Source organism: Microbacterium gubbeenense DSM 15944 (assembly GCF_000422745.1).
Classification (GTDB): domain Bacteria; phylum Actinomycetota; class Actinomycetes; order Actinomycetales; family Microbacteriaceae; genus Microbacterium; species Microbacterium gubbeenense.
Genome location: NZ_AUGQ01000001.1, coordinates 1 through 14,842, shown reverse-complemented (window position 1 = coordinate 14,842; position 14,842 = coordinate 1). Strand labels below are relative to the sequence as shown.

At 66.4% G+C, this 14,842-nt stretch carries 15 protein-coding genes and 2 pseudogenes; 7 read left to right on the top strand and 10 right to left on the bottom strand.

Annotation, left to right across the window (positions count from 1 at the left end; all coding sequences use genetic code 11):
- Window positions 1-18: 18 nt before the first annotated feature.
- A complete protein-coding gene (locus tag G510_RS0100090; protein ID WP_029151908.1) occupies window positions 19-432 on the bottom strand; it encodes a PaaI family thioesterase in 414 nt (137 codons plus the stop codon).
- 57 nt (window positions 433-489) lie between these two features.
- On the opposite strand from G510_RS0100090, the gene polA reads away from it, so the two are divergent.
- The 4 genes from polA to G510_RS18150 all read left to right on the top strand — a co-directional run bounded on the left by polA (window position 490) and on the right by G510_RS18150 (window position 6,427).
- A complete protein-coding gene (gene polA / locus G510_RS0100085; RefSeq protein ID WP_029151907.1) occupies window positions 490-3,114 on the top strand; it encodes a DNA polymerase I in 2,625 nt (874 codons plus the stop codon).
- 43 nt (window positions 3,115-3,157) lie between these two features.
- A complete protein-coding gene (locus G510_RS0100080; protein WP_029151906.1) occupies window positions 3,158-4,828 on the top strand; it encodes a DUF885 domain-containing protein in 1,671 nt (556 codons plus the stop codon).
- Window positions 4,829-4,864: 36 nt separating this feature from the next.
- Window positions 4,865-6,178 carry an MFS transporter gene (locus tag G510_RS0100075; protein WP_029151905.1) on the top strand — a complete coding sequence of 438 codons (1,314 nt, stop codon included), beginning with the start codon at window positions 4,865-4,867 and terminating at the stop codon, window positions 6,176-6,178.
- Between the two features lie 90 nt (window positions 6,179-6,268).
- A complete protein-coding gene (locus G510_RS18150; protein WP_157560366.1) occupies window positions 6,269-6,427 on the top strand; it encodes a hypothetical protein in 159 nt (52 codons plus the stop codon).
- A gap of 89 nt (window positions 6,428-6,516) precedes the next feature.
- On the opposite strand, the gene G510_RS0100065 is transcribed toward G510_RS18150, so the two are convergent.
- On the bottom strand, window positions 6,517-7,266 hold the full coding sequence (locus G510_RS0100065; protein ID WP_029151904.1) for an SGNH/GDSL hydrolase family protein: 750 nt from the start codon (window positions 7,264-7,266) through the stop codon (window positions 6,517-6,519).
- A gap of 131 nt (window positions 7,267-7,397) precedes the next feature.
- Here G510_RS0100065 and G510_RS14795 point away from each other — a divergent pair, with 131 nt between their 5' ends.
- Window positions 7,398-8,465, top strand: coding sequence for an LLM class flavin-dependent oxidoreductase (locus G510_RS14795; RefSeq protein ID WP_051216074.1), 1,068 nt, complete (start codon window positions 7,398-7,400; stop codon window positions 8,463-8,465).
- A gap of 389 nt (window positions 8,466-8,854) precedes the next feature.
- Here the strand turns inward: G510_RS14795 and G510_RS14790 are convergent.
- Window positions 8,855-9,088 (bottom strand): annotated as a pseudogene (locus G510_RS14790) (integrase core domain-containing protein); the annotation flags it as partial.
- 86 nt (window positions 9,089-9,174) lie between these two features.
- On the opposite strand from G510_RS14790, the pseudogene G510_RS19045 reads away from it, so the two are divergent.
- Window positions 9,175-9,414: pseudogene (locus G510_RS19045) on the top strand (IS110 family transposase); the annotation flags it as partial.
- A 13-nt stretch (window positions 9,415-9,427) separates the two neighbouring features.
- Window positions 9,428-9,646, top strand: a complete 219-nt coding sequence (locus tag G510_RS18965; protein WP_084644125.1) for an integrase core domain-containing protein — start codon at window positions 9,428-9,430, stop codon at window positions 9,644-9,646.
- A 40-nt stretch (window positions 9,647-9,686) separates the two neighbouring features.
- Here G510_RS18965 and G510_RS0100035 read toward each other — a convergent pair whose 3' ends face one another.
- The 7 genes from G510_RS0100035 to G510_RS0100005 form a co-directional block, all read right to left on the bottom strand.
- A complete protein-coding gene (locus G510_RS0100035; RefSeq protein WP_245563194.1) occupies window positions 9,687-10,433 on the bottom strand; it encodes an ABC transporter ATP-binding protein in 747 nt (248 codons plus the stop codon).
- A 26-nt stretch (window positions 10,434-10,459) separates the two neighbouring features.
- Window positions 10,460-11,485 (bottom strand): FecCD family ABC transporter permease, encoded by a 1,026-nt coding sequence (locus G510_RS0100030; RefSeq protein ID WP_245563193.1) that lies wholly within the window; start codon window positions 11,483-11,485, stop codon window positions 10,460-10,462.
- Window positions 11,486-11,513: 28 nt separating this feature from the next.
- Window positions 11,514-12,464 carry an ABC transporter substrate-binding protein gene (locus G510_RS0100025; RefSeq protein WP_245563192.1) on the bottom strand — a complete coding sequence of 317 codons (951 nt, stop codon included), beginning with the start codon at window positions 12,462-12,464 and terminating at the stop codon, window positions 11,514-11,516.
- 95 nt (window positions 12,465-12,559) lie between these two features.
- Entirely contained in the window at window positions 12,560-13,543 is a 984-nt protein-coding gene (locus tag G510_RS0100020) for a DJ-1/PfpI family protein (protein ID WP_245563191.1), read from the bottom strand.
- 47 nt (window positions 13,544-13,590) lie between these two features.
- A complete protein-coding gene (locus G510_RS14785) occupies window positions 13,591-14,205 on the bottom strand; it encodes an integrase core domain-containing protein (protein WP_425411281.1) in 615 nt (204 codons plus the stop codon).
- A 42-nt stretch (window positions 14,206-14,247) separates the two neighbouring features.
- Window positions 14,248-14,475: an IS3 family transposase gene (locus G510_RS14780; RefSeq protein ID WP_051216065.1), complete on the bottom strand. Its 228-nt coding sequence runs from the start codon at window positions 14,473-14,475 to the stop codon at window positions 14,248-14,250.
- 22 nt (window positions 14,476-14,497) lie between these two features.
- On the bottom strand, window positions 14,498-14,842 hold a 345-nt coding region (locus tag G510_RS0100005; protein WP_029151898.1), incomplete at its 5' end, for a transposase.

Sequence of the window (14,842 nt, the reverse complement as noted above, 5' to 3'; positions counted from 1 at the left end):
GGGGGGCCGCCGATTCTGTTAGAGGAGCGGCTTGATCAGGTTCGTGATGCGCACGGTCGAGCAGCGGCGGCCGCTCTCGTCGGTCACGACGATCTCATGGACCGTGAGCGTGCGGCCGAGGTGGATCGCGGTGCAGACACCCGTGACGATCCCGCTCGTCGCGGATCCGGTGTGCGTCGCGTTGATGTCGACGCCGAGCGCGAGGTGCCCGCGGCCCGCGTGGAAATTGGCCGACATGGATCCGAGCGACTCGCCGAGCACGACGTACGCGCCGCCGTGCAGTAGCCCGACGGGCTGGGTGTTGCCCTCGACCGGCATTGTCGCGACCGAATGGTCGGCGCTGAGCTCGAGGAGTTCGATTCCCATGCGATCGGCAAGGGCTCCGAGGCCGCGTTCCGCGGCCCAGTCCAGTCCGGCACTTCTTGAGGGCATGCTCATCCTTTTCGTGGCGAGGCAGACGTTTGGCGGGGCGCCGCTTACCCTGGAGGGGTGACGGATCCCACGAAGCCTACCCTGCTCATCGTCGACGGCCACTCGCTGGCCTTCCGCGCGTTCTTCGCGCTGCCGGTCGACAGTTTTGTGAACGCGGAGGGCCAGCACACGAACGGCATCCACGGCTTTCTGTCGATGTTCATCGGGCTGCTGCGCGATCAGGCGCCGACGCACGTCGCGGTCGCCTTCGACGTGTCCGACCACACGTTCCGCAAGGAGGAGTACCCCGAGTACAAGGAGGGGCGCCAGGAGACGCCGTCCGAGTTCAAGGGGCAGATCCCGCTGCTGAAGACGGCCCTCGAGGCGATGAACATCACGGTGCTCGAGAAGGACGGCTTCGAGGCCGACGACATCCTCGCGACGCTCGCGAAGCGCGGATCCGAGGCGGGGCTCGACGTGCTCGTGTGCTCGGGCGACCGCGACGCGATCCAGCTCGTGAACGATCGCGTCACGCTGCTGTACCCGTCGGTGCAGGGCGTGTCGAAGCTCAAGCGCTACGACCCCGAGGCGGTCATGGAGCGCTATGGGGTCACGCCGGAGCAGTATCCGGACATCGCGGCGCTCGTCGGCGAGAAGGCCGATAACCTCCCGGGCGTGCCGAAGGTCGGAGAGAAGACGGCCGTCAAGTGGATCAACCAGTTCGGCTCGCTCGACGCGATCATCGAGGGCGCCGAGACGATCAAGGGCGTCGTCGGCCAGAACCTGCGCGACCACGTCGAGGATGTGCGGCGCAACAGGCGCCTGAACCGTCTGCTCGACGACATCGATGTGCCGGTCGAGATCGAGTCGCTCGAGGTCGGGGCGGTCGATGAGCCGGCCGTGCGCGATGTGTTCTCGCAGCTCGAGTTCCGCACGCTGCTGAAGCGCGTGCTCGATCAGCTCGGATCGGGCGAGGCCTCGCCCGATGTGCCGACCGTCGAGGTGCCCGCGGCGCGCTCTCTCTCCGGCGACGAGCTCGCGTCGTGGCTCGGCGATACGAACGGCACGGTGGGCGTCACGGTCGAGATCGACGGCGGCCGGCCCCGCGCCGTGGGCTTCGCCTTCGGTGATTCCGCGGTCGAGACGGCGTGGACCGACGAGATCGCCGAGGCGGTGCGCGACTGGTTCGCCTCCGATGCTCCGACGGCCATGAGCGATGCGAAGCCGCAGATCAAGGCCCTGGCGCGCGCCGGCGTCGAGGTGCGGGGCACCGTGATCGACGCGCTCATCGCGGGGTGGATCGCGCGGCCGTCGTTCCCCGACAAAACGCTCGCCCACCTCGTGGACCGCTACCTCGGCGAGCAGCTGCCGGTGGCAGACCCCGACCAGCTCGTCCCCGAGAACGACGGCGCGTCGCCCGGTCAAATGAGCTGGTTCACGCTGCGTGCGGCGTCGGCCGCGGTCGAGGAGCTTCCCGAGCGTGCGCGGGAGGTGCTGCTCGACATCGAGATGCCGACCCTCGTGACGCTCGCGCGGATGGAGCTCGCGGGCGTCGCCGTCTCGCACGAGAAGCTCTCGACGCTGTCGGCGGATCTGGGCGCCCGCGCCGCGGCGGTCGCGAGCGACGCGTATGCCGAGATCGGTCGCGAGGTGAACCTCGGGTCGCCGAAGCAGCTCCAGCAGGTGCTCTTCGAAGAGCTCGAGCTGCCGAAGACGCGCAAGACGAAGACCGGCTACACGACCGACGCGAGCGCTCTCGCTGATCTGCAGCAGAAGACGGGGCACCCGTTCCTCGGCCAGCTTCTGGCGCACCGCGAGGCGACGAAGCTCAAGCAGATCATCGATGGCCTCGACCTCGCGATCGCCGACGATCAGCGCGTGCACACGACCTACCTGCAGACGGGCAGCCAGACGGGGCGCCTGTCGAGCACGGACCCGAACCTGCAGAACATCCCGGTGCGTACCGAGGACTCGCGGCACATCCGCGCGGCGTTCGAGGTGGGCGAGGGATACGAGACCCTGCTGACCGCCGACTACTCGCAGATCGAGATGCGGATCATGGCGCACCTCTCGGGCGACGAGGGGCTCGTCTCCGCGTTCAAAGCGGGGGAGGACCTGCACCGTTTCGTCGGCGCGCAGGTGTTCGGCGTGACCCCCGAGGAGGTCTCCGCGGAAATGCGCAGCAAGGTCAAGGCGATGAGCTACGGCCTCGTGTACGGCCTCAGTGCGTTCGGGCTCGCGAAGCAGCTGGGCATCGAGCAGAAGGAGGCCAAGCAACTCATGCTCGGCTACTTCGAGCGCTTCGGCGCCGTGCGCGACTACCTGCGCTCGTCGGTCGAAAAGGCCCGCGAAGACGGATACACCGAGACGATCTTCGGTCGCCGCCGGCCGTTCCCCGACCTCACGAGCCCGAATCGCGTGCTGCGGGAGAACGCCGAGCGCGCCGCGCTCAACGCCCCGATCCAGGGGAGCGCCGCGGACATCATGAAGATCGCGCTGTTCCGCATCGATGAGGATCTCCGCCCGCTGCGTTCGCGCCTGCTGCTGCAGATCCACGATGAGGTCGTCGTCGAGGTCGCGCCCGGTGAGTGGGACGACGTCGAGCGCATCGTGCGCGACCGCATGTCCGGTGCCGCAGAGCTGACGGTGCCCCTGTCGGTGCAGGTCGGGCATGGCGCGAACTGGAACGAGGCGGCCCACTGAGCATGAATTCGCCCTGCGCGGGCTGAGAGTTAGCCTGGGAGGAATGCGTAACGAACCTCGTCCCCAGTCTCAGATCGATGCCATCGCGGAAGCGTGGCTCGACCGCGTCGTCGATCTCGTCCCGACAGTCGGCACCTACATCGGCCGCCCCGGAGGCGACGACCGATATGGGGACTACGGGCCGGCCGGCGATGAGGCGTACGCGGCGGAGGCGCGCGATGCGCTCGCGCAGCTCGAGCAGGCGACCCCGGCAGACGACGTCGATCGCGTGACGAAGTCCGACCTCGCTCGCGAGCTGCGCCTCGACATGGAGCTGCACGAATCCGGCTGGAACCTGCGCAACATCAACGTGCTCGAGAGCCCGGCGCAGGAGATCCGCCAGGTCTACGACCTGATGCCGACCGACACGGAAGACGACTGGTCGGTCTACGCGAAGCGGCTGTCCGGGATCCGGGGCGCGCTCGACGGCTACACAGAGACGCTTCGGAGGGGCATCCACGACGGCATCGTTCCGGCCGTGCGACAGGTTCACGAGGTCGCCGATCAGGCCCGCGCGTATGCGGCGCCCGGAGGCTTCTTCGACAGTGCGATCGCGGGTGCCGTGGGATCCGCCGACCTGCCTGCGGCGCTGCGGCGCGACCTGGTGGCCGGCGCCGACAGCGCGCGGAGCGCGTACGCGCGGCTCGCGCGGTTCCTCGACGGCGTGCTCGCGCCGCGGGCGACGGAGGGCGACGCGGTCGGGCGCGAGCTGTACGCGCTGCACTCGCGGCGCTTCCTCGGCGCAGAAGTCGATCTCGACGAGACCTACGAGTGGGGCCTCGAAGAGCTCCGCCGCGTGACGGACGAGCAGGAGTCCCTCGCGCGCGAGATCCGGCCGGGCGCGAGCGTCGAGGAAGCCGTGGCGTTCCTCGAGCGCGACGTGTCGCACAAGCTCATCGGCACTCACGCGCTCCGGGACTGGATGCAGACGACGGCCGACCGCGCGATCGAGGAGCTCGGCCGCACCCACTTCGACATTCCGGAGCCGGTGCGCCGCATCGAATGCATGATCGCGCCGACGACCTCGGGAGAGATCTACTACACCGGCCCGAGCGATGACTTCTCGCGCCCGGGGCGGATGTGGTGGTCGGTTCCCGAGGGCGTCGAGACCTTCGACACGTGGCGCGAGCTGACCACGGTGTACCACGAGGGCGTTCCGGGCCACCACCTGCAGATCGGGCAGGCGGTCGTGGGCCGCGACAAGCTCAACAGCTGGCGGCGGCTGCTGGCGGGCAGCTCGGGGCACGCGGAGGGGTGGGCCCTCTACGCCGAGCGGCTGATGGAGGATCTCGGCTACCTCGACGACCCGGCCGCGCGATTCGGCATGCTCGACGGCCAGAGAATGCGGGCGGCTCGCGTCGTGCTCGACATCGGCGTGCACCTCGGAAAGCAGCGCCCCGACGGCGAGGGCCCTTGGAATGCCGCGTTCGCGCTCGAATTCATGCGGCGCAACGTCAACATGGACGACGCGTTCGTGAAGTTCGAGGTGAACCGCTATCTGGGCTGGCCGGGTCAGGCGCCGTCATACAAGGTCGGCCAGCGCATCTGGGAACAGCTGCGCGACGAGGTCGCCGAGCGCGAGGGCGCGCGCTTCTCGTTGAAGGAGTTCCACCGCCGTGCGCTCGATATCGGAGGTGTCGGCCTCGACACGCTCCGCGAAGCGCTCCTTGGATAGTTGGTGTTCATGTCGGAATGACATTAACCTGACGACGTGAGCTCTCCTCAGCAGGACCTGCCGTCCGCGCGCCTCGATCGCGCGCGCTTCTCGCGCGAGCACGTGCGGATCCTCTCGGGTTCCGGCATCGGGTGGGCGCTCGATGCCATGGACGTCGGGCTGATCTCGTTCATCATCGCGGCACTGACCGTCGAGTGGTCGCTCGACGGCTCCACCGCGGGCTGGATCGCGTCAGTCGGATTCATCGGCATGGCCATTGGCGCGAGCCTGGGCGGGCTGTTGGCCGACAAGCTCGGACGGCGCCAGGTGTTTGCGATCACGCTGCTGATCTACGGCGTGGCGACGGGCGCATCGGCCCTCGTCGGGGGAGTGGCGGCGCTCCTCGCGCTGCGCTTCGTCGTCGGCCTGGGGCTCGGATCTGAGCTGCCCGTCGCGTCGACGTACGTCAGCGAGTTCGCGCCCGCGCGGATCCGCGGTCGCCTCGTGGTGATCCTCGAGGCCTTCTGGGCGGTCGGTTGGACGGCCTCGGCCGTGATCGGATACTTCGTCGTGCCGCTCGAGAACGGCTGGCGCTGGGCGTTCGCGATCGGCGCGATCCCTGCCGTATATGCGCTCGTGGTGCGCTGGGGCCTGCCGGAATCTCCGCGCTGGCTCGAGTCGAAGGGCCGCGTCGAGGAGGCCGACCGGATCGTGCGGCGCTTCGAGGGCGGATCCGACGCGCCGTTCGTCCCCGTCTCGCGCACTGTGACGGTGGGCCGCACGAATGTGGCGGATCTGTTCCGCGGCGGCCTGGCGCGTCGCACGATCGCGCTCTGGCTGGTCTGGGCGTTCGTGAATTTCAGCTACTACGGGGCGTTCATCTGGATCCCGTCGATCCTCGTATCGCAGGGCTTCGGGCTCGTGAGATCGTTCGAGTACACGCTGATCATCACGCTCGCGCAGCTGCCGGGGTATGCGCTGGCGGCGTGGCTGATCGAGGTGTGGGGTCGCCGCGCGACACTGTCGGTGTTCCTCGCCGGATCTGCGGTGTCGGCGATGCTGTTCGGCACGGCGGGGGAGGTCTGGCAGATCCTGCTGTACGGGTGCCTGCTGTCGTTCTTCAATCTCGGTGCGTGGGGCGCGCTGTACGCGGTGAGCCCGGAGGCGTATCCGACGGCGGTGCGCGCGACGGGTGCCGGCGCAGCCGCGGCCGTAGGACGGGTCGCGTCGATCGTCGCGCCGCTGTTCACGCCGTGGGCGCTGAACATCGGCGGCGCGCCGCTCGTATTCACCGTGTTCGCGATCTGCTTCGCGGTCGCGGCCGTGAGCGCATGGGGTCTGAGCGAGCTGCGGGGGCGTTCGCTCACCTGACGGGCTCGAGGCTGTGCCGCGGGGCGGAATCGTCGCGGTGGTGGATCAACATCACCGAACGCATACCTCAGCGCCAGCCCGGCGTGTGCCGTGCACGACCTTCGCATCCGCCAGCGCGCTCGTCCGGAACAGATCCGCCACGAGGTCGTAGGAGAGTTGATCGAGTGCGCGGGGGTCCTCCACATGCGGCTGCGCGGGGTCCACCTCGGCGGCATCGACGAACCGCTGACCGCCCCGCCGTGGCCGTAGCGCAGAAGCCCGATCTGACGAAGCTGCGATGACCGCCACATCTCAGAGGTATCCCGAAACGCACGGGCACCCGTCACGCGTGCGCGCGATCAGACGATCGTCGTCCACTCGCCGTACTTGGGTGCGCGGCCGTCTCCGGAGGAGCGCCCCGTAAAGCGGCGCTTCACCCACGGGCCCACGTGGGTGCGATAGTACTCACGCGTCGCGAGATGGGGCGCCGCGGCTTCGGGAAGATCCCACCATGTGGCGGGCGCCGCGATATCGAGCGACTCCAGCACCCGCGCGGCGACGCGATGATGTCCACGGAAGTTCATGTGCAACCGGTCGGGCGACCAGAACGACGGATCCCGCAGCGTTGCGTCCGTCCAGTTGATCGCCCAGACGATGTCGTCGGTCCGCCGTAAGCGAGCGGTCACCGCAGCGGTGAGAGCATCACCGCGCCGTCTAATGAGGCCTGCCATCGGCAACCCTCCCGTCGGGTCTGCGCCCGCGAGCAAGATCGGGACCACGCCCTTCTCCTGACAGCGTCGCGCGACCGTGACGAACGCGTCGACGATGCGCTCGACCTTCGTTCCCGGCCGCAGCATGTCATTGCCGCCGCCGTTGAAGCTCAGATGCGTCGGCCCGAGAGCGAGCGCGACCTCGAGCTGCTCGTCGACGACCGGCCACGCAAGACGCCCGCGGATCGCGAGATTGGCGTACTCGATCGGTTCGCCGAGTCCGGCGGCCCAGCCCTGTGCGGCGAGATCCGCCCATCCGCGCGGCGTACCGTCGGGTCGTTCGTCACCGACGCCCTCCGTGAAACTGTCTCCGATTGCCACAAAGCGCACGTTCGTCACGCGACAAGTCTAGGGCGGGTCCGTACGAGCAGAGGCGAATTGCCGCCCGCCACGGAATACCGCCTCGCGTCAGGCATAGAGAATCGGGACGAGTCAGGAATGATCCCCATTACATGTTGTTGAATGGAAGTATGAACAAGATCGGATTCCTCTCGTTCGGGCACTGGACGCCGCACCCGCAGTCCCAGACACGGTCCGCAAGCGACGTGTTGCACCAGTCCATCGATCTCGCGCAGGCAGCGGAGGACCTCGGTATCGACGGCGCGTACTTCCGGGTGCACCACTTCGCCCGCCAGCTGTCTTCCCCGTTCCCGCTCCTCGCCGCGGCGGGTGCGCGAACGAGCCGCATCGAGCTCGGAACCGGCGTCATCGACATGCGCTACGAGAACCCGATGTACATGGTGGAAGACTCGAGCGCCGCCGATCTGATATCCGACGGACGCCTGCAACTCGGGATTTCGCGCGGCTCACCCGAGCAGGTCATCGACGGATGGAAATACTTCGGCTACGGGTCGGAGGAAGACGATCCCTCGGGCGCGGAGGCCGCGCGTCGCAAGACCGAGCTGTACCTGCAGCTCCTCGAAGGCGAGGGATTCGCGGAGCCGAACCCGCGCCCGATGTTCCCGAATCCGCCCGGCATGCTGCGGCTCGAGCCGACGAGCGAGGGTCTGCGCCAGAGAATCTGGTGGGGCGCCGGATCGGATGCGACGGCCGTGTGGGCGGCGCAGAACGGCATGAACCTCATGAGCTCGACACTGAAGAACGACGAGTCGGGTGAGCCTTTCCATGTGCAGCAAGCGAAGCAACTGCGCGCTTTCAAGGACGCTTGGGATTCAGAGAGGTGGGGCTTCGAACCCCGCACGTCCATCTCGCGCTCGATCATCCCGATCACGACCGATGCCGATCGGCGTTACTTCGTGGGCGGGGGAGATGCAGAGGACCAGATCGGCAACATCGACGAGACCACTCGCGCGATCTTCGGCCGCTCCTACGTCGACGAACCCGACGCCCTCGTCGAGCAGCTGCGCAATGACGAAGCGATCGCCGAGGCCGACACGCTTCTGATCACAGTACCGAACCAGCTGGGGGTTGCTTATTGTGTGCATATCTTGGAGTCGTTCGCGAAACATGTAGCCCCCTCGCTCGGCTGGAAGCCAAACTGGGAAGGCCCGGTCGAGGGGGACACGATCCAGCAGTGAGGGTAGGTTCGGACCGTGGACAGAGATGATGACCTCGCAGATGAACCGGGCTACTCGCCGTTGCGAGAGGATGAGGACTCTTACACCGAACTGGGGAGCTTCACGGTAGACGGAGAGACATTCCTTGTGCGCAGACGCAACGAGGACGGTTCTCATCACTATGACTGGGTGTCGGGACCCAACGACGGGTACGGCTTTAGTGTTTCCGGCGGATCCGAGCTGACCAGTCGCGAACGGCATAGGACCGCCATCCGCGACTTTCTCACAGCGATCGACCCCGCGACGGGCTATCTATAGCCGAGGACGAGTACGGGACTGTCAACCGGCTTCCAACCAGTTGGGCGTCGCTTGTTCACTCTGAAGCGCCCTGGGTCTGATGGAGACTCGCGCTATTTGATTCCCACCGGCTGAGTGCGGTCGGCTTGGACAGCATAGAACGTCTGCTCGAATTCGGTGGGCGGGATGTCGCCGAGGTAGCCGTGGAGGCGCTGAGTGCTGTGCCAGTGCACCCAGCCGAGCGTCGCGAGCTCGAGATCCTCGACGGTTCTCCAGGGGCCGGATCGTGCGGGTCCGCGGACGAGTTCGGTCTTGTAGTAGCCGTTCACCGTCTCGGCGAGGGCGTTGATGCTCCTATAGTTGTCAACTCACGATTTCACCCGTTCTCGGGTCGGTCTTAACCAGGTGGTAGACCTCCGTCCCGACCGGCTCGGGAATGACCAGTGGGAAGCACCGCATCAATCACGGAGGGCACCGACAGCTCAACGCCGCGATCTATCGGACCGTGATCGTCCGGATGAGGTTCCACGAGCCCACGCTTGCTTACGTCGCGCGCAGGACCGCCGAGGGCAAGAGCAAACGCGACATCATCCGCTGCCTCAAACGCTACGTCATTCGCGAGGTCTACCACCTCGTCAAAACTGACCCGAGAACGGGTGAAATCGTGAGTTGACAACTATAGGAGCATCAACGCCCTCGCGGAGTCCCAGATCGGGCTCTACAAGTCCGAACTCATCCACCACGAAGGCCCGTGGCGCGACGTCGATCAGGTCGAGGTCGCGACCGCCGGCTGGGTGCAGTGGTTCAACACCGACCGAATCCACGGCTCGATCGACGACCTCACCCCGCTCGAGGCCGAGCAGTTCAGCTACGCTCTGACCGAACCCCTCGAACGAGCGGGCTGACACCAGAAACCAGCCCTCCGGACACGCCGGGGCGACTCACTCACTCCCCGGCGGCACGAGCTCGCGCGGAGCGTAAGAGAAGATGCGTTTGGCCTCCGGCTGTGGTCACGCTTTCGCTGTCGATCGCGAAGACTTCGAGAACCCGAGACTTCGTCAGCACGGCGTCGGGGTGTCCGTGTGCGCGCAACTGCCCCTCGGCGAGGAGGAGCATGTCGTCCGTGTAGCGGATCGCGAGGTCGAGGTCGTGGAGGGCGCAGAGGACCGTTACCCGAAGGTCTTGCAGGAGCTCCATGAGGGCGAATCTGTGCTGGACGTCGAGGTGGTTCGTGGGCTCGTCCAGCACCAGCAGAGTGGGGTCGTGACGGAGGGCTCGTGCGAGAAGTGCGCGTTGCAGTTGTCCGCCGGAGAGAGCCGCGACTGGTTCGGTCGCGAGTTCGTCGAGTCCGACGCGCGCCAGGGTGCGATTGACCTGGTGCGTGGAGAGCGTCTGAGGGCCCAGAGCGACGAGTTCGGTCACGGTGACGTCGGGAAGGGGCCCCGTGTGTTGCCGGAGAACTCCGATCTTCCGAGCCCTGTCGCGAGCGCGCATCGTGCTGATGTCTTCACCGTCGACCGTGACGGTGCCGGTGAAGGCCGGATGGTGTCCGGTAAGGAGGCTCAGGAGAGTTGACTTGCCGCATCCGTTGGGTCCGACGACGGCGACGATCTCACCCGCTGCGATTGTGGCGCTGACGTTGTCGAGCGCGCGCCGTGGTCCGTAGTTCACGGACACGGCGTTGAAAGCCACTTCGGATGGCGTCGTATGCGATGAGCTCATGAGAGGGCCATGGCGCGATTCTTGCGCATGAGGAGGATGAAGATTGGCACGCCGATCGCCGCGGTGAAGATCCCGACTGGAAGCTCTGACGGTGCTAGCACGGTGCGCGCGGCGAGGTCCGCCGAGCTGAGCAGGATCGCCCCCAGCAACGCAGACACGGGAATGACGCGCTTGTGCATACCGCCCACGAGGAGACGGGCGATGTGCGGCACGATGAGGCCCACGAAGCCGATAGCCCCCGAGACGGCGACTGCGGCGCCGGTCATCAGGGAAGCGAGAGCGAAGACGAGCACCCGGGAACGCCCCGGATGCACCCCTGACGCGGCCGCTTGAGCGTCTCCGAGGCCGAGGAGGTCAAGGCGCCCGCTAGACATTGCGACGAGAACGATCGCGACGATGATCACGGGGCCGATGACGAGCAGCAGTCGCCATTGGGCGCCTGCCAGACTCCCGAGAAGCCAGAACATCACCTGCTGAGTGGCATCGGAATTCCCGGATCGGATGAGGAGAAAGGACATCACCCCTCCGAGAAGTTGACCGATCGCGACTCCGGACAGCACCAGTCGGCCTGCGGACATCCCCCAGCGTGAGGTCGCTGTGGCCGCGACGATGATTCCGGTCGCAGCGGCACCGACGAAAGAGGCGACCGGGAGCAACAGCACTCCGAAGGTGGCAACACCGACGGAAGTGATGACCAGGACCGCCGCGACCCCGGCTCCGGAAGACAGGCCGAGGACGTAGGGGTCGGCGATGGGGTTGCGGACGAGGACCTGTGCGCACGCTCCGGCGACTGCCAGGGCGGCGCCGACCACTGCGGCCTGCAACACGCGCGGCATGCGTAGTGCCCAGACGATGAAATCCAGGGAGCCAAGCTCGGGTTTTCCCGCCACGCGCCCGGAGATGACCTCGATCACCTCTCCGGGGGCGATCGATACCGCGCCGACACCGACGCTGATCACCATCACTGTCAGAAGCAGGAAGAGGAGCCCGATGAGGATGGCGGTCAGAGGGATGGCGCGCAAGGCCCCGGTTCGGCGTCTGCGCGTCTCCTCAGGAAGCGTTCGCGACCGCATCGGCGATGATCTGGACGGCGTCCGGATTCAGCAGGCTCGGTGACAGGAGGATGCGCTGCGGCACCACGACGACGTTCTCGTTCTTGACGGCGTCGGTCTCGGCCAACAGCGGGCTGGCGATGATGGCCGCCTTCAGGTCCTCATCGCTGGAATCCGCGAAACCGGACACCACCACGATCACAGCCGGGTTGGCCTCTGTCACCGCCTCCGCAGACAAGCTTGCGAAGTCCTGGAGCTGGTCACGGGCGATGTTGGTACCGCCGGCCAAGGTGATGATGCCGTTCGCGAAGCTTGATCCGCCGTTGGTGTTGATGCCCGCGCCAGCGTCGGGCACGGAGGACAAGCTGAGCACGGGCACGTCTGCGTCCCGCGAGGCCGCCGTCGCGTCTGAGACCTGAGTACGAATCCGGTCGATCAGCTCCTCGCCACGCTCGGTAACGTCGAATGCATCGGAGAGCGCGCTTATATACCTGTACGTCTCATCGATGTTGTCCATCGGGACATCCTGCACCGCGCCGCAGGCGGACAGGGCGGCAGATCCCGCGGACTCCAGTTGATCGACAGACGCGGTGCCGTCGAAACCGCCGAACTCGTACTGCGAGATTCCCGTGACCAGGTCCGGGTCGGAGGCGATCACTGCCTCAGCTGACCCCTGTCCGTCGTCAAGAACGGGCACTGCGTCGAGTTGAGCGCGGATGTCTCCGGAGAAGTCGGTCTTGAAGTCTGGAGCCGCAGTGCCCACAACCGTGTCGCCGAGTCCGAGTTCGATGAGAAAGGCCGCCGCTCCGGCGTCCATGGTCACAACGCGCTCGGGGACGGATTCGAGTGAGACAACCGCCGGGCATGTGGGGTCGGTAACGACGTCGGCGGCGCCGGTGGGAGAAGCCGAGGAGCCGGCGGAGTGCCCGCTGTGGTCGGAATGGTCCATCGACCCGCCACCGCATCCCGCGAGGGCGGCGATCGTCAGGGTGGCGAGGAAAGCAGAGGGGAGGATGCGTCGCGAAGTCACCTCTTAACTCTACATTATGTAGAGATAACGGCCTCGCCGCGAGCTTCTGGATGCCACGGGTACTCCATCACGCTGCAGATTCGGTGAGCGACGGCGCGGGAGTCGAACCGATCTACGAGGTGCAGGGCCATGTCGATTCCGGCCGACACGCCGGCGCTCGTGACGACATCGCCAGAGTCGACCCATCGTTCGCCCGACGAGATGCGCGCTGACGGGTGGGACTTCTGGAGCTGGCCGCGGGCCATCCAGTGGGTCGTCGCATTGATCCCGTCGAGAAGGCCAGCAGCGCCGAGCACCTGGGCGCCAGTGCACACGGACGCCATCGTTGCTCCCTGTTCAGCGAGGCGCGAGATCCGCCCGACCTGTTCGAGATCCCCCGCGAGGATGTCGGCACCGCGACCACCCGGGACTATAAGAAGATCGATGGGGCGGTCGCCAAGGCTACCGTCGACATCGACGGTGAGCCCCTTCGCGCAACGGACCGACTTGCCGTCCAAACTCACCGCACGCACGTCGACGCGTCGGTCACCAAGCTCCGCCCAGAAGCGGAGCACTTCCCAGGGACCGATTGCATCGAGTTCCTCGGCCCCGTCGAAGAAAAGCACGTCGACTGCGAGGTCGGGCGCGTTCGTAGTCGAACCGAGGAAGCTCATCGCATCAACACGAGCGAGTGCGAATGCGCCGCCGGCGTGTAGTACGCCCTCGACCTCGCCGTCCGTGAGCTCACGGTCGGCGACCACGCTCACCGTGGATACGCCACCCTCGACGAGATCGATGTTCACCTCTTTGACGCCGCGCACAGCAATCAACTGCGCGGTGACCGTCTCGACACAACCGTGACAGGTCAAGCCCGTCACCGGGGAGCTCCATGTGTTCGTGCTCATTCTCAACCTTCCGTTAGCTTCGGATGCGACTGCCGTCTCCCAGCCGCACGCGTTCCCTTTCAATCTACGCCTGGGCGTTCCGGATTGGGTGCAGTCTCCTGGGAGCTCGGTCATCAGATCCGAGGGGAGTTTGGGACCGAAAACGGGCAGATCGGGCTATGTCAAGCTGCGTGGAGTCGCTCGGGCTCGGCTTTGGCATCGTCGGTCGGCTTGGGGAGGTTGATGCCGACGATGTCGGCGGGTGCGGGCGTGTGGGGCGGTCGACGGAATCGCTCGGGATGCTTGTCGTAGTACGCCTGCTGGGTCGCGTCGCGTCGGTTCCAGGCGTGGTGCCAGGTGCCGTCGTGGACCTCGTTCGGGCTGAACAGGGCGATGCCGGAGTGCTTGTGGTTCTGGTTGTACCAGGGGACGTACCACTCGACATAGGCGCGCGCCTGTTCGATCGTCGCGAAGGTGCCGGGATAGTTCGGCCGGTACTTCATTGTCCGGAACTCCGATTCGGAGAACGGGTTGTCGTTGCTCACCCGGGGCCGGTTGTGTGTCTGCGTGACGCCGAGCTCACTGAGGAAGTCCTTGAGCGCTCCGGAGCGCATCGCAGGGCCGGAGTCAGCGTGGACGGCGTCGGGTATCCCATGCCGACCGAACGCGTCCTCGAACATCTCGACGGCGAGGTCGTCGACTTCGCGTTCCTCGACGCGGCAGCCGACGAGCTTGCGGGAGAAGATATCGATGATCGAGTACGCCTTGAACGCGACGCCGCGCCACGGGGTGCGCAGGTCGGTGATGTCCCAGCTCCTGAATCGGCCTGACTTTCGTTCCTATTGGGAGCCTTGTCCGGTGGGTGCCGGTTGGCCTGATTCTTGGCCAGCGTAGTACGCCTCCTCAACCTCGATCGGGGTGCGCATGTCGAGCTCTCCGTGGAGGCGGGAGTTGTTCCACCACCACACCCACTCGAGAGTCGCGAGCTCGACCTGCTTGACTGTCCGCCAGGGGCCGCGCTGACGGATCAGCTCGGTCTTGTAGAGGTTGTTCACCGCCTCGGCCATCGCGTTGATGCTCCTATAGTTGTCAACTCACGATTTCACCCGTTCTCGGGTCGGTCTTAACCAGGTGGTAGACCTCGCGGATCACGTAGCGTTTGAGGCAGCGGATGATGTCGCGTTTGCTCTTGCCCTCGGCGGTGCGTCGGGCGACGTAGGCGATCGTGGGCTCGTGGAATCTCATCCTGACGATCACGGTTCGGTAGATCGCGGCGTTGAGTTGGCGGTGCCCTCCGTGGTTGATGCGGTGCTTCCCACTGGTCATTCCCGAGCCGGTCGGGATGGGGCTGATGCCGGCGAGTTTCGCGAACGCTGCTTCGCTTCTGATGCGTTCGGGGTTGTCTCCGGCGACGATGAGGATCTCCGCTGCGGT